This window comes from Scytonema sp. NUACC21 (assembly GCF_054684315.1).
Window position 1 is genome coordinate 45,843 of the sequence record NZ_BAAFZH010000101.1, and the last position, 15,205, is coordinate 61,047.

The window sequence follows — 15,205 nt, forward strand, 5'->3', positions numbered from 1 at the left end:
AATTGGATATTTACAAAGATGCAATTCGTCCCCTTTTGTTCACTCTGGCAAAAACAGATCCAGAGTGGTTACATCAGAGGACAATTCGCAGTTTAAGCTGGTTGGGAAAGGCTCGTGTTCGTCCTCCCGCAAGTTGGATTGACGAACTTCTCGTGCAATTGTTCTGCCTTTGCGATAAACGCCTAGAACAAGATCTATTTGGACTAAAGTTTCCCAACCCTATAGGTTTGGCGGCAGGTTTTGATAAAGATGGAGCCGCAGTTCCCATATGGTCAAGCTTTGGTTTTGGCTTTGCAGAACTGGGAACTGTAACTTTTCACAAACAATCAGGAAATCCCCCGCCCCGGTTGTTCCGTTTGCCTTTGGATAAAGCTGCCCTCAACCGCATGGGTTTTAATAACAACGGTGCGGAGGAGATGGCAAGACGCTTAGCGGAAATTCAGCAAGAGTTCAGGTCAATACCTATAGGTTTAAACTTGGGTAAATCTAAGATAACGACTTTAGAAGACGCTGCACAAGATTATCGCAATAGTTTTCATTTGCTTAAGGATTATGGGGACTACTTTGTCGTCAACGTTTCTTCCCCCAATACCCCTGGACTGCGATCGCTCCAAGATGCTGCCATGCTAAGTTCTATCTTAGACACCTTGCAACAGGAAAATTCCCAACAAAAGCCCATTTTTGTCAAGATAGCTCCAGATTTGGAATGGCAAGCAATAACCGATATTATTTCTTTGGCAAAAACCTATCAACTCGCTGGAATTATTGCCACAAACACCACTATTAGTAGAGATGGGTTGAAAACTCAGGTTATTGCCTCAACTGGCAAATCACCTCAAGACGAAGCTGGTGGCATTAGCGGTGCTCCATTGAGAGAACGTTCCACCGAGGTTATTCGTTTTATTTGGCAGCAAACCGCAGGTCAAATCCCCATTATTGGTGTTGGAGGGATCTTCACCCCAGAAGACGCCTGGGAGAAAATTACTGCGGGTGCTAGCCTAATCCAAGTTTATACGGGTTGGATTTATGAAGGTCCAGCTATGGTAAGCCGTATTCTCAGAGGTTTGTTATCCAAACTAGAACAAACTGGGTTAAATTCCATCTCAGAAGTTGTTGGCATTGCCGCTCAAAAGTAAAAAGTAAAAAGGCAAAAGTTAAAAGAAACCTCTTTTGACTTTTGACTTTCCACGATTAATTTTTTTCCTCTAGTTCTAATGGAAAAAACTCTTTAGTTTTTCGGGAGTATTTCCATGCAATGCCATCAGGGTCCTTACTACGGCTCCACTCTGGGAAATCTGGATCGTCTCTCCTTTTGTACACCGTACTGGAATAAACATTCAGCCGCTTGGCAAGTTCAGATTGAATAAGAGAACCCAAAAACAACTGCTTTTCTAGTGTTTTTTGTGGTGTCTCATGGGTTTGCTGAGGTGGTAATTCAGCCTCTGGTTCTTGAACAAGCGGTTTGGGTGGAGGTGGTGCCAGAATTGGTAGAGCACGATGGGCAACGGGTTCAGCAGCCAGTTCTTTGGGTGGTTCGCTACTGTCAAGTATGCTGCCTAGAGTACTAGCAGTGATGAAGTAATAAACTTTACCTCCATCCTCAGAATCAACAGTACGAGCACCAAATTCTGTTGCTTTATTTTCCAGGTAACGTCTTGCCGTTTCCCCAGAAAAATTGCCTTTCATTGCCAAGTCTATTGGTGTAACCCTCCCTTGGTTTTCTCGGATCAGTTGATGGAAAACAGGGTTAACTTTACGGCACCACTGTTGCCATTTATAAAACTGCCAGACATTGAACGCCAAGACAAGCAGGATTAATCCCAGCCAAATTCGCCAGGTAGCAACAACGAAAATAATCAGAAACGAGATAGGCAAAAGTAGAACTAGAAAACCCTTGCCGTAGCTTTCTATTGTTTTTTCACTCATGCCGATAATTGCCAAGTGACTTTGTTGAGAAATAATATTATCTTGGCAAAAATTGTGGCAATAGTTTGTAACAATTGTCTATTTGCCGGAAAATTGTCCAAGCAAAACTGCGGCAAATTGGTCAATTGTCAATGCTTAGACAGCAAACAATAGGGTGACCACTGCCAGCCCTTGGGGCGCGAACAAATGAACTACTAAGATGAAGGCTGAAACCCGCTCTACGACTGGATCGAAAAATGAGTTGACGCTCAGGTCAAGCAAAATCTTCAACGAGTGCTAAATTCTTTCCGCGATCGTCGCGTAGGCGCACACCATTTTGCTAGTGTCACGGGTTACGGACACGATGATTTAGGGCGAGAAACCTTAGATAAAGTTTTTGCCCAGGTCATGGGCGCTGAGGCAGCTGCTGTGCGGGTACAATTCGTTTCAGGAACCCACGCAATTGCCTGTGCTTTATTCGGTGTTCTACGTCCAGGTGATGAAATGCTTGCTGTGGTAGGCGCACCCTACGACACACTTGAAGAAGTGATTGGATTACGCGGTGAAGGTCAAGGCTCTCTTCTTGACTTTGGCATTCATTACCGACAATTGGATCTGACTGAAGAAGGAACTGTAAATTGGGAAGCATTAAGCCGTCTGATAGAGGACAGGACACGTTTGGTACTAATTCAGCGTTCTTGCGGCTATTCTTGGCGTCCTAGCCTCTCAATCGCCGATATTCAAAAAATTATCCACTTGGTCAAACAGCAAAACCCAAACACAGTTTGCTTTGTTGATAACTGCTATGGCGAATTTATTGAAACTCAAGAACCCACTCATGTTGGGGCTGATTTAATAGCAGGGTCTTTGATTAAAAACCCTGGTGGTACTATTGTAACAGCTGGTGGTTATGTTGCCGGACGTGCTGACTTGGTAGAAGCAGCAACTTGCCGCCTCACAGCCCCTGGAATTGGCAGTTATGGAGGTGCGACTCTCGATCAAAACCGTTTGCTATTCCAAGGGCTGTTTCTTGCCCCGCAGATGGTAGGAGAAGCGATGAAAGGAACTCACTTAACCGGATACGTATTCGACAAGTTGGGTTATCCAGTCAATCCAGCACCACTTGCTCCCCGTCGGGATGTGATTCAAGCAATTAAATTGGGTTCTGCTGAAAAGTTGATTGCTTTTTGCAAAGCCATACAGCAAAATTCTCCCATTGGTTCCTACCTCGACCCCATCCCAGATGAAATGCCCGGTTATGAAAGCAAAGTTGTGATGGCTGGAGGGACATTTATTGAGGGTAGCACCTCTGAATTTTCAGCCGATGGTCCTTTGCGAGAACCATACGTTGTTTACTGTCAAGGTGGAACTCACTGGACTCATGTCGCCATCGCGTTGGAAGCGGCAATTGAGGCAGTGGGAAAGTGTTAATGGATAGTGAATAGTAGATAGGGGTTAGTGGACGGTTGATAGTTGATGGTTAGTTGTATTTGATAATTATCAGCTACTAACTACTATCTACTAAACCCTAACCCCTAATTATTGCCGTTCAATTGCATCTCTTGTCGTTTTATAGGCTTCAATAAAAGTTCGGAATGATTCTTGAGAAATTTCTTCCAAAATCAATTTTTCTGCAACTTCTTTAAGAATTTTGTCTATTTGTGCCTCAAGTATATCCTTATCACCATTACTGTTTCGCAATAGCTCAACTATTGCTTTAATGTAAGTTGCAGAAAGTTCTCTCTGTTTGTGTTCAATTTTTTGATGTTCAATTTGCTTTTCACGCTCTATTGTTTCCCGAGAAGTTTTGTAAGCCTCGTTAAAAGTTCGGAACGACTCCTGGGAGATTTTTTCATCAATAAGAGCATCAGCAGCTTTTCTAAACACTTCGTCAAGTTGCTTTTGATTATTGTCCAAGTCTCCCGAACTTGATTTCATTAAATTAATAGCTGATTGAATATAGACATCAGATTCATTTTTCTTACTAGTTTCCATCCATGTTTTTATTTGACGAATCCAAGAAAATGCTAACAAGATTAATGTCAATAATAAACCTAAAGAATCAGCATTTTCTTGAATAAAAGAGGGCTGGTTTCTATCATAAAAAGCAAGGGCTCCAGGATGGAGGGGAGGAACCCCTGTACTGGCGGATTCTCTAGGGTCATTAATATTAGCAACGAGGGGTTTAACTTCAGGATGTTCTGGAGAAACAGCATTCGCGATCGCCTGACGATTCTCAAGTATGATGCGAGTGATATCTCGAATCAAACCGGGTTCAACCGTGTCATTGGCTACCAAAAGCCTAGATACTGCTACAGTTGGTAGATTTTGGTCGGGTACGGGCGGATCTCCTTTATAAGTCCCTTGAGGAATTTCTGCATCTTCAAACGCTGGATGCTTAATTTTCATAGCTTGTGCTTGTTGAATCGGCACCAGTACCCCACCATAAGTTTGTACAAGTTGAGAGATCCCTTGATTTCCTGCAGCACGAACACGAAATAAAGCATCTGCTCTTCCAGATTTAAAATCTTCTTCTGCTTTCTTATCGTCGTAATCTTGTTGTTTTTTTAAATTTCCTGTAATTTTAATATTTCTTAAACCATAATGCTGTGCTACTTTCAAAAAAGACTTATATTGCCCTCCCTTTGCCGGCAAAGCAACAGTTTTTCCCTCCAATTGATTGAATTGCTTAATACTGGGGTCTCTAACCACTAACTGAAATAAATCCCGATATAAAACTACTACGCTTCTCAGTACGGCATTTGCCCCCTCAGACTTTGATGGTGGCGTCTTGCTGTCGGGCAATACATCTATTGTTTCAGAAACAACATCTGCTTGAGCTACTCCCAGTTGTGCTGCCCCCATTTTTAACTTCTCAAGGCTTTCTGCAGTACCACCAGTATCTTTAACCGTAATTTTGATGTTAGATTCGCTTTCAACAACCTTTGCAATTGCTTGGCTGATAATATAGCTTTCCCCTTGTTTGTCACCAGCGACAAGGATAAGTTCAGGGGCTGTTAAACGACTGACAAGCTTCCATGTCCCCAGTGCTACTAAGCTTATGCTAAAAAACCCAAGACTGATAAAGATTACTTTAGATAGAGGATCGAGTTGGCGAAAAAAGTTGAGAAAAGAGAGTTTAGAAGAAGTTTTGAATGCTGCCATAATTATCAAAATTCCAATATCTGGCAAAGATAATTGAATAATGGTTTTCTCCTGCCTTGAAAAATTAAAGCAGGTATAACCCAGTACAAAAAGGCTGAAGTATGAAGGCTAAAGGATGAAAGTTACAGGCTTATACTGCAAGCTATACAAAAATTCACAATGGTATCCTTATTTGTGCCGACGTGTACTACTAGTTAATTAACTGTTCTACTGAGTTACATGATTATCATGTGAATAGAAACAGTTATTACTACTAAGTTTCGTAACACTAGTTCAGGGTTGATAGCAAATTTTTTACATAAAATTTAAATGCAGTTTCAAGGCTGGGTATCCCACCTATCCCACAAAAAATATGGATTTGTGGGATAGGTATTTTCCCCGTCCTACTTATTTATCCCAGGGTCCCCAGATAGCAAAAGTGATTCCGGGAGTTTGGATATTCACAAACAATGTTTGACCATCTGGAGAGAAGCAAGCACCAGCGAACTCTCTGTCATTAATAGCGTTGCGAGCAAATTGATACAGCCCTCCTTGAGGAGTTACCCCAACCAAGAACTGGTCATCATCGCCGTCTTCACAAAGAATCAGGTCTCCAAAGGGAGCTACAACTATGTTGTCGGGCATATCTAGTATGCTTTTATCGTTTGGCTCGACAAATAATTCGATAGTGCCACCTTCCTTGGCATTTTTACCAGGAATATAGCGCCAAACTTGACCACCACTGTTAGCACCGCCACTGGTAGCACAGAAGTAAAACTCTCCGTTGCCATACCATATTCCTTCACCGCGAGCAAATTGTGCGGCCCCCTTGGCAAAACCTTCTTTCCGCACGGTATCTTCGTAGGGGTCGTAATCTTCAATGCGTACCCACTCTACTTCCTTTCGTACACCTACAGGGAAACCAGTCTTAGTGTTGACTTGAGGCATACCCTTAATGACAAGAGCCTCAAGGATACCACCCGCCTCTAATTGACCTGGTTTATTAGGAATAAAGCGGTAGAACAAGCTGTCCCCTGCATCTTCTGTCTCATAAACAATTCCGGTTCTCGGATCTACAGCAACAGCTTCATGATTGAATCGACCCATTTCTACTAAAGGTACGGGGTCTACAGTACCTTTTTTAGGTTTTAAAAGCGCTGGGACTTCAAAGTTGTAACCGTGGCGCTTGGTGACTCTGTTGGGATTGGGTACGAAAATACCAGAATTGGCTGGCTGTTCTATGGTTTCTGGAGTTGTTTCTGGAGTTGAGGTGTTTTCTTCACAACTAATCCAGGAACCCCAAGGAGTTGGACCACCAGCACAGTTACGATAGGTTCCTGCTAGTGAAGCATAATCTCTAATCAGTTCGCGTTCTGGACTAACAACCAGTGTTGTTGTACCACCCTTACAAAGCTCGTCATATTTGTTGCCCAAAACTTGTGTTGAGGAATTTGGACTGAGTTCGTGGTTGCGAACCAAGATAACAGAGCGTTTTGGTCCAGGAAAAGCCGCCATTCCATCGTGACCACCGGGTACGGGGTTGCCATCGCTCATGGGATCGCCTGTCCGGGAAAATGCTTTGTAATGAAAGCCACCGGGTAAATCTAATAAGCCATTGGGATCTGGAAACAGCGGACCGTAGCCATAGGTTGTCGAATTTACCCCTTGTGCTCTTGCGTAAAGACCTTTTAAGTTGTCTCCCACAACAACAGTTGCAGCCGTGACGCCTGCAAGGGTAAAAAATTTTCTTCTAGATAAAGCCATAGTCCCCTCTATATCTGCAGCTAAAAAATGAGCAGATGGCGTGCAATACTCAGGGCAAGGATTGAGAATATCTGTAGAGCTTCCATACCTAAACTGATTGCTTGGTATGGCTTGCACAACTTGTGTATTGCTCAACTTTTGACACAGGAATTTTTGTTACCAAATCTACTCACTTAGTTCTTCCTTCAAGAGGATATACGTGTAAAGTTAAGGTTAGTTAATGACAGTGTTAATTGTATTTTAATCAGAAAAGTTATCTTGAAAAAATATAAATTTGTTAGTAGATTTCTTAAAAGAAAGTTAGTCTTTTAAGGTCATCTTTTATCGTTTGTCCTTTTTCATTTGTAGGGGCTATAGAAATTTATATTTCTTCATATAAATGCTTTGATTTCCCCAAACTTACTTATTTCTTTTTAGGCATAATTTCCCCGGATTAAATCCGGGGGTTGCTGACTACTCCGGTAACTTATACTGCCCAACAATGCGCTTGGCAAATTCTGGAACGTGGGCTTCTAATTTCTCTGGGTGATTCCGCTTCACATACAAATAGTTGCGGGTAAAGTGGGAGTCGATAGAAAAACGAGCATATTCCAAACCTTTGGGACCGATTTTTTCAATGACGACGCCCATAAGTTTCGCCACCCACATTGGAAGGGTAACACCTTTGTCGTAAGCAGGTATACTTTGTTGGACGGCTGCTTTGCGATCGCCCTTCGACATGACTGGTTGAGTGTCCAGTTGGTCTTTCACCAAATCCAACATTTTTTGACCTTGTTCGTTTCTGACAACAATCCACTGCCAGCCAAAGGGTGCGCCCATGTAACCCACAACTAAATCTGCAAGAGAATTCACATAATCAAAACAACTCATGCAGGAAGGGGCAAAAACGTCTTTGAGTTGATTGGTCTTTAATCCAAAGAAAGGCACCTTCTCTATGGACCCATCTTCATGTTTAAAGTGAACCTGGAAGTCTTGCATAAATTCGTAATGAACCACCGTATCAGGTGATTTGCTGGTTGTTTCTAAGAATTTTTGCAATCCCTCACGGCTGACATTATCTACACAAGGAGTTCCCAAAACGTAAAGTTTTTCTAAGCCGAGTTGTTTTTCTACAGCCCGTAATGCTTGAATTTGACAACCAACACCGATCGCTAACAGCCGTTTTAGCCCTGATTTTTCTACCTGTTCCAAAATAGAAAGATTGGGTGACAGAGTTGGTTTATTAACCCTGGCTGCTAGTACTTCCTCTGGGGTACGAGCGATAACAGGCATCGGACCAAAGCGGTCTTCTTTAGTGTTTTGGACGCAAACAACGCCCTCAACAATGCCGCGATTCAGCATTTCAATTGCTATAGTACTGACAATACCAGTCCATTGAGCACCAGGAATCGGCTCCTTTTTCCGCGCCGCCATCATGTCTTGGTGGACACCAAAGTAGATTTCGTCGGGATTGTCTAAATTGCGCGATCGCGAGTGGGTCTGTTGTTCGAGTTGGTCTATTTGCTGATTAATAAAAGCGCAAGCTTCCTTGACATAGTGAATATAATATGTATCGCAAAGCCCGCATTCGCTACAAAGTTCTTTTGCAGGGCGACGGCTACCAGGTGCGAGGGCTTTGGCTTTGTTGTGTTTGGGATAATCTACTGAGGTCATTAAAATTTCTTCTTAAAAAACCTAGATGACTTATTTCACAATATGCCAGAGATTAGTGCCAAATAAGTTTCCCTAGGACGGGAACGAGTTGTTTTGCTTGTGTTTCTATACTCTAAGAAAACTTTTAACCAAGGTGAATTTTGTAATGAATCGTCGTGAATTTATCGGTTGTGTGAGTGTAGGAACCATTGCCAGTTCTCTCCCTGGAGTCCTCACTGCCTGTTCTTCTTCCCAACAATCCCAGGTACCTGCAACTCCGCCCCGTGCTGATGGGTTTCAGCCAGTCGGCACAGTAGTAGATTTAGACAAAACTGGTCAAATCCTTAACGAGAAATTCGTGGCAGGTAAAGTGTTGGTAGTTCGCGATCCAAGCAACACGAGTCAAGTGATAGCTGTCAATCCAGTTTGTACTCATGCAGGGTGTGATGTCGCATGGCAAAAAGACCAAAATGCCTTCGTCTGTCCCTGTCACGATTCCAAATTTGCCCTTGACGGCAAAGTTCTCAATGGTCCGGCTGACAAACCGATACCTACGTACACAGCTAAGCTTGAAGGGGATGAGGTTTTAGTAAAGGCAGGGTAGGTTGGGTTTCATTCTTCTACCCAACATTTAATCGAATTGTTGGGTACCACTTTGTTCTCCCATACAACACATTTGGCAATTTAAGATTTCTTTTACAAATGACCTTCTAGACCAGTTTTGAATTAAATGGATGAGTAGGTTGGGTTGAGGAACGAAACCCAACATTTAATCAAATTCTTGATTGTCTTCGTTATTAAAAATTCATGAGTTACGGATTAATTAATAATTAATTTATTGAGGATACAAGCCCCTAATACGATTTCATAATAAGGATGATACAAATCGAAAGTGTAGAGACGCGCTGTTTAAAGCCTCTCTACAGGATGTATATGTATCATGATTAAAGTGAAATGGTATAACCGATTGGCGCAAAGCGACTTGACAGGTTTAATACCTAAATATTTATGCTCCTATTTTAAAATTTTTATAAAGAAATCGGCTAGATTTCAGCATAGTATTTTTTCTACTTTGCGGGAATCTCTGATGACGTTGTTAATTTTGTAGATTAGGCTTATATAGGTTACCAGTGTGAGTTTCCAAAATGCACCCAAACTCTCAAGGGTCACTCTGCTGCAGTGAATGCGATCGCTTTCACACCCGATGGACAAACTCTTGTTAGCGGAAGTGATGACACTTCAGTTCATATATGGGACTTGAAAACTGGGAAATGGCTTTATACCTTTGCTGGACAAGCGGAAGCCGTTTTATCTGTTGCCATTAGCCCTGATGGTCAGATAATTGCAAGTGGTAGTGTTGATAGAAAAATTGGTTCTTTCGTACATATCGTGCTAAATTGTTAATCCAGTTGATAAATTTGCTTTAATATCAAGGCTTACAGGCGCTTTTAGTCTGAATTTTCAGTCATCCGACCGTTTTGCATTCAATAATGGCTGTTATGCTTGGCTAGCATTGGGCTCAAGCTTATTTTTCAATAAAAATAGCACGCTAAGTACGCAAGAACCGTTGCTGGAATGGATTAAGCAACAACCTTCCTTGCAAGGCTTGCCTGTTATTGTTATGAGTAGTTCTGACCTTCCTAATAAAATTAGTAGAGTAATGGCTTTAGGGGCTAACTCATACTTTGTCAAAACAGGACGACCGATGAATGATTTGGTGAAATTGGTAAAGCAAATTCCCTCTTTACTACGTCCTCCAAATCAAGATTTCTAGTAGAGAGTTGGCATTAGGTATCTAGTAAAGAAATACCAGCTTGAGAGGCTAAAAGTTGTAAAACCTCCAAGCGTGTATTTGTAAAAACTCCCACGGATAAGTCATTCTCTAAATAAAGTAAGCCAATAAATTGCTCTTGATGGATTAAGGGGCAGCAATAGATAGATTTTGGTTGCGTTTTGAGAATATAAGGATCGTTAATGAAAATACCCTCATCTCTGGCATGATTTAATACCAAAGTTTTTTGTGTCCTCTCAACATAATTAATCACTGAAACAGGCAATTCTGGCAGGGATTCTGTTTTTGTAGGTGAAGACAGCAAGCGGACTTCATATTCAACAGGTGCTGAAGGTTTAGTTGTTATTAATTCGAGTTCATTGTTAACTGACAATACTGGGTGAGCGATCGCAGCAACTGGTTTTAATTGTCCGGCTTTTGACAATAACAGAACTCCTTTAGAAGCACCAGCCGACTCGACAGTAACAAGCATTAATTTAGCAAGCAATTTGTCAAAATCGCTTTCCGATGCGATTGCTTGCAAAGCTTTTGCAACTGCGGCTACATCCAGTGCTTCTGAGTGTATTGTTGATTTAGCAGTCACTATTGTTTGGCTAATATCAAGCTTAATATTTTCTCGCTGAAGAATTCTGGAAAAGAAGTCTGGGTACCGTGATTCTAAATCTTTGACTTTTGCGTTTGCTCCCCAGCGAATATAGCCATAGTATGATTTAATGAGATAAACCTCAGCTATAGCCTCTTGACTCCTAGCAAAATAAAATTCAGCTACTAACTCATTGGCTAAAGCTTCTTCTTGAAGATAACCGGACTGTGCTGCTCCTTGAATAGCTTCTTTGTAATGGGAGATTGCTTTAGCATGATTTCCTAAAACTCGGGCTTTTTCAGCTTCAATTAACTCGTATTTGTGCCGATAATTATCTGGGGCGTGTTCTGCCCAATTTATCATTTTTTTCTGATTGGTTTCAACTTTTTGCAAAATCCGTTTTTGAGCCTTTGGATTCTGCTGATTTTGATAGCTAGCTAACAACGCCAAAGAATAGTAAAAATTGTGCGTTGCCAATGTCATAAACCCAAGAATGCTTGCTGTATATCTTTCTGCCAACTCTGCATTTTCTACAGATTGGTCATACTGTTTAAACAAATAAAGCAGCATGGCTTTATAGAAGTAAGTCATGAATAGTGAAGTCATGATATTTGCTTCTTGAAAAACTGGCACCATTTCTTCTTCATTAAAGATTGCGCCAATTAAACGGCAGGAATTGGCTGATTCGCTCAATAAATTAGCTATCGTTTGTCCGACCGTACTAATTGAATGAATGACATATTCCTGTTTCAGCTTCCGCATTAAATTAATGTAGGGTTTATGGGAAGAAATAACACTATCTAAATCCTCACCCAGTAAAAATGTGTAGTGACAATAATTAATACTGCTGTAACCTGCATATTCTATGTCACCTGCTTCTAAACTCATTTTTAGAGAGTCTACAAAAGCTGGAATGATTTCTCTACCATGTTCTTTCCAATGACGAACAAAAGCATTAAATATATTTACAACTTTGCATTTTAGTTCTGTGTTATCAAAGCGCTCTAGCAGCTTCATCGCCAGTTGTCCAAATTCATATCCAGACTTAATATCTCCCAACGCTCCACATAGCAGCCAGCCATAAAGAGCATATCCATAAGCAGCTTGTGGAGAATTTCCATACCGCACACTCAGATTAACCATCTTAAATGTGACGAGTGGGAATAAATTTGGAGTTGTCAGATAGGCAGGAACCAGGACAGTAATTAATACCCGCATTGCCGCAATTTTATAGGGATCTGTCATCTCTGGCAACTGGGCTAAATTATCAATACCCTTTGCTGCAACAATCATTTTAGTTATAAGCGAGTTACCTATAATATTACATTTGCTAGGTGCTTTAGGCAAAGAAATTCTGAGGAGTTTCAATGCTTCTAAAGCAGTGTTTACTGCCTCTAACATTTGATTTTGAGCAATATAAAATTGAATTTGTGTCTCGTAGACTTTAATTTTTTCTAGAGGCTGTCTAGCTTTAGCTAAAACAATATCTGAGAGTTGTTTAGCCCGCTCGTAATTGGTATTGAGGTACTCAGCTTCTGCTGTTGCGGTATAAAGATGAAGGGCTAAGTCATAATTAGTAGACCAAGTTGTTTCTGAAATCAGTCTTAACCCTATATTTAAATATTTAACAGCAGCTTCATAAGCTGTTGCTTGTTTGGCTTTAGAACCAGCAATTAAATTAAGAGAAGCGAGATGTTCTTTTTCGCTTGCTTGAGTCATTAATTCCAGCCCGATATTAAGTTGGTTGACAATATCAAAGATATTTTCTTCCAAGGCAGAATCGGGATTTTTCTGCAATAACAAGCAACCAATACTAAGGTGAGTTTTTTGCTTTTGGTCATCAGGAATTAAAGAATATGCTGCTTGCTGCACGCGATCGTGCAAAAACTTATAGCTAATTTTGAAATCATCTACCTGCCAATGCTCCTGTTCTAATTTTTTTAAAACCATGGGAATTTTGTATGCTTGAGAGAGGGGCAAAATTAAACCAGATTGCAGTGCCTCCCACAGTGCATTAGCAGTATCTTGTAAGGATATCTTATTCACTGCTGCTAGATTTTCTAAGGTAAATTGATGCCCCATACAAGCTGCTAACTTTAAAACTTCCTGGGTTGAATTTGGTAGTTTTTGCAGATTTCGTACCACCAATTCTACAACGTTGTAATCTGTGATTCCTACTGCTTGAATTTGCAGTATATCCCACTCCCATTGTCTCAAAGCAAAGTTAAAATGCAACAAACCTTCAGTATAAAGTGTTTGTAGCATTTGAGTGAGGAAAAAAGGATTTCCCTGAGTTTTATTATAAATTAATTCAGCTAAATCTTTTATCCTATTGCGATCGCTCTCATATAGAGAAGAACTTTGTAGAGTTAGGGTTTTGTTAAGTGTATCACTAAGCAATTCACAAATATTGTCAAAGGTTAATGGCTGAAGGACAATATTCTTGACTAAAGCTTTGCGGGAGCGAATTTTTTCAATTGTAATGATTGTGGGATGGGTTGGACTAACTTCATTATCTCGATACGCACCTATTAACAATAAATATTTACTGTCTGTGTTGCATATTACGTTCTCAATTAATTTCAGGGATGCTGCATCCGCCCACTGTAAGTCATCTAAAAATAAAACAAGTGGGTGTTCGAGTTTGGCAAAAACATCGAAAAATTGTTGAAAAACTCGATGTAACCGATTGTGGAATTCGGTAGCTCCAAGTTCAGGTACAGGCAGTTGAGAGCCGACAATGTGTTCTAATTCGGGAATGACGTCAATAATTATTTGAGCATTTGGGCTTAATGCTGCCAAAAGGTTTTGTTTCCAATTGGCAATTTTTTCGGGGCTTTGTGTTAGTATCTGGTGAATTAAAGTTTGAAAAGCCTGGATTAAGGCTGCATAAGGAATATTTTTCTTAAACTGGTCAAACTTACCAGAAATAAAATATCCGCGTTGTCGGACTATGGGTTTGTGAATTTCATTAACAACACTGGTTTTACCAATTCCAGAGTAACCAGAAACTAGCATCATTTCTGTGCTACCAGTGGATACCCGACCAAATGCTTCTAGAAGCGATCGCACTTCCTGGATGCGTCCGTAGAGTTTTTGTGGAATCAAAAATTGACCGGAGCGATCTAACTCTCCCAGAGTAAATTCCGCAATTCTACCTTGGGATTGCAACTGATACAAACAAGTTTCTAAGTCTGCTTTTAAACCCAAAGCATTTTGATACCTATCTTCAGCAGCTTTTGCCATTAACTTCAACACAATCTCCGACACTGGTTTGGGGATTTCTGGGTCAACTTCGTGAGGTGGTGTTGGGTTTTTAGCTATATGGCAGTGTACCAATTCTAAAGCATCGGTAGTTTTAAACGGTAATTGACCCGTCAGCATTTCATAGAAAGTCACACCGAGAGAATAAAAATCCGTGCGGTAATCTACTGACCGATTCATTCTCGCCGTTTGCTCTGGTGAGATGTAAGCAAGTGTTCCTTCTAGTCTTTCGGGATTGGTAATGCAGGAATTTTCTTTAGCGAGTCGAGAAGCAATGCTGAAATCAATTAATTTGACTGTCAAGCTATCCGAATCTAAAAGGATATTTTGAGGGTTAATGTCTTTATGAATAATGTGGTTTTTATGTATTCCGTACAAAATATCAGCTAGTTGAATGGCAATGGAGAGAAATGGCAAAACTGGTAATTTACCTAAGGTTAATAATTTTTGAAAAGATATGCCCCAAAAATCCTCTAAAATTATTGCCGAATTGTTACCATAATGTTCCAAGCTGTATACTTTTGCTATTCCTTTGATATCCACTAGAGTCTGGAGAATTTTATATTCGTGGCGCAGCCTTGTAATCTCTTCTAAAGTTGGATATTCGGCATTGATAGTTTTGATAATTACTGTAGATAAATCTGACTCTCGGCGACCACGATAAATAGCGGTATCTATACCTTCATGCAGGCATTCGTTGAGTAAGTAACCGGGTAAAGAGATAGTCATTTTTTATTAATTTATATTACTAGTAGTAATTTTTTTTGCTAATTTTGAGGTAAGCATTCAGCGAGCCGCAGTCAGATAAGAGGAGTTTTTGGCTTTTGGAGTTGCGTAGACTGAACCAAGAGCGCGGTAATCATCAGTTATAACACTGATAATTTTCTTGCTTTAGCTGATAGTCTATTGCTCAAGGCTGAGTGCTTGTATTTTGGGCAGGTTGTAAATATAAGATTATAAATAAAAAATAAAGAACTAATGAAGAAAATACAGTTGTAATAAATTGCAAACAATGTTGGAGTTATAAATTGCCTAAATTTCAAAATAAATTAAGAAATAATCACCGTAGCTTATGCTTATAAAGGGAGGAAGATCCCACATTCAATTCCCTTTTGGTTCAA

Annotated in this window: 9 protein-coding genes and 1 pseudogene; 5 read left to right on the forward strand and 5 right to left on the reverse strand. The window is 40.5% G+C overall.

Annotation, left to right across the window (positions count from 1 at the left end; all coding sequences use genetic code 11):
* Positions 1 to 2 precede the first annotated feature (2 nt).
* Entirely contained in the window at positions 3 to 1,136 is a 1,134-nt protein-coding gene (locus ACYRY3_RS32735; RefSeq protein WP_460205838.1) for a quinone-dependent dihydroorotate dehydrogenase, read from the forward strand.
* Between the two features lie 55 nt (positions 1,137 to 1,191).
* On the opposite strand, the gene ACYRY3_RS32740 is transcribed toward ACYRY3_RS32735, so the two are convergent.
* Positions 1,192 to 1,926 carry a hypothetical protein gene (locus ACYRY3_RS32740; protein ID WP_460205839.1) on the reverse strand — a complete coding sequence of 245 codons (735 nt, stop codon included), beginning with the start codon at positions 1,924 to 1,926 and terminating at the stop codon, positions 1,192 to 1,194.
* Between the two features lie 240 nt (positions 1,927 to 2,166).
* Between ACYRY3_RS32740 and ACYRY3_RS32745 the strand changes: the two are divergent.
* A pseudogene (locus ACYRY3_RS32745) lies at positions 2,167 to 3,336 on the forward strand (methionine gamma-lyase family protein); the annotation flags it as partial.
* Between the two features lie 108 nt (positions 3,337 to 3,444).
* On the opposite strand, the gene ACYRY3_RS32750 reads toward ACYRY3_RS32745, so the two are convergent.
* The 3 genes from ACYRY3_RS32750 to ACYRY3_RS32760 all read right to left on the reverse strand — a co-directional run bounded on the left by ACYRY3_RS32750 (position 3,445) and on the right by ACYRY3_RS32760 (position 8,466).
* The gene (locus ACYRY3_RS32750) at positions 3,445 to 5,070 is read right to left on the reverse strand and encodes a TAXI family TRAP transporter solute-binding subunit (RefSeq protein WP_460205840.1); all 1,626 of its coding nucleotides are present in this window, start codon (positions 5,068 to 5,070) and stop codon (positions 3,445 to 3,447) included.
* Between the two features lie 387 nt (positions 5,071 to 5,457).
* Positions 5,458 to 6,813 carry an alkaline phosphatase PhoX gene (locus ACYRY3_RS32755; protein ID WP_460205974.1) on the reverse strand — a complete coding sequence of 452 codons (1,356 nt, stop codon included), beginning with the start codon at positions 6,811 to 6,813 and terminating at the stop codon, positions 5,458 to 5,460.
* A 453-nt stretch (positions 6,814 to 7,266) separates the two neighbouring features.
* Positions 7,267 to 8,466, reverse strand: coding sequence for a Coenzyme F420 hydrogenase/dehydrogenase, beta subunit C-terminal domain (locus ACYRY3_RS32760; RefSeq protein WP_460205841.1), 1,200 nt, complete (start codon positions 8,464 to 8,466; stop codon positions 7,267 to 7,269).
* Positions 8,467 to 8,611: 145 nt separating this feature from the next.
* Between ACYRY3_RS32760 and ACYRY3_RS32765 the strand changes: the two genes are divergently transcribed.
* From ACYRY3_RS32765 to ACYRY3_RS32775, 3 genes are all read left to right on the forward strand, one after another.
* Entirely contained in the window at positions 8,612 to 9,049 is a 438-nt protein-coding gene (locus ACYRY3_RS32765; protein ID WP_460205842.1) for a QcrA and Rieske domain-containing protein, read from the forward strand.
* 515 nt (positions 9,050 to 9,564) lie between these two features.
* Entirely contained in the window at positions 9,565 to 9,849 is a 285-nt protein-coding gene (locus ACYRY3_RS32770; protein WP_460205975.1) for a WD40 repeat domain-containing protein, read from the forward strand.
* 163 nt (positions 9,850 to 10,012) lie between these two features.
* Entirely contained in the window at positions 10,013 to 10,219 is a 207-nt protein-coding gene (locus tag ACYRY3_RS32775; RefSeq protein WP_460205843.1) for a response regulator, read from the forward strand.
* Between the two features lie 13 nt (positions 10,220 to 10,232).
* Here the strand turns inward: ACYRY3_RS32775 and ACYRY3_RS32780 are convergent, their stop codons facing one another.
* The gene (locus ACYRY3_RS32780) at positions 10,233 to 14,813 is read right to left on the reverse strand and encodes an AAA family ATPase (RefSeq protein WP_460205844.1); all 4,581 of its coding nucleotides are present in this window, start codon (positions 14,811 to 14,813) and stop codon (positions 10,233 to 10,235) included.
* Positions 14,814 to 15,205: the final 392 nt, after the last annotated feature.

What these genes read in the sequence shown, in the direction of transcription:
- ACYRY3_RS32740 (WP_460205839.1), bottom strand. Translation starts at nt 1,926, where the DNA reads ATGAGTGAAAAAACAATAGAAAGCTACGGCAAGGGTTTTCTAGTTCTA.
- ACYRY3_RS32750 (WP_460205840.1), bottom strand. Translation starts at nt 5,070, where the DNA reads ATGGCAGCATTCAAAACTTCTTCTAAACTCTCTTTTCTCAACTTTTTT.
- ACYRY3_RS32755 (WP_460205974.1), bottom strand. Translation starts at nt 6,813, where the DNA reads ATGGCTTTATCTAGAAGAAAATTTTTTACCCTTGCAGGCGTCACGGCT.
- ACYRY3_RS32760 (WP_460205841.1), bottom strand. Translation starts at nt 8,466, where the DNA reads ATGACCTCAGTAGATTATCCCAAACACAACAAAGCCAAAGCCCTCGCA.
- ACYRY3_RS32765 (WP_460205842.1), top strand. Translation starts at nt 8,612, where the DNA reads ATGAATCGTCGTGAATTTATCGGTTGTGTGAGTGTAGGAACCATTGCC.
- ACYRY3_RS32780 (WP_460205844.1), bottom strand. Translation starts at nt 14,813, where the DNA reads ATGACTATCTCTTTACCCGGTTACTTACTCAACGAATGCCTGCATGAA.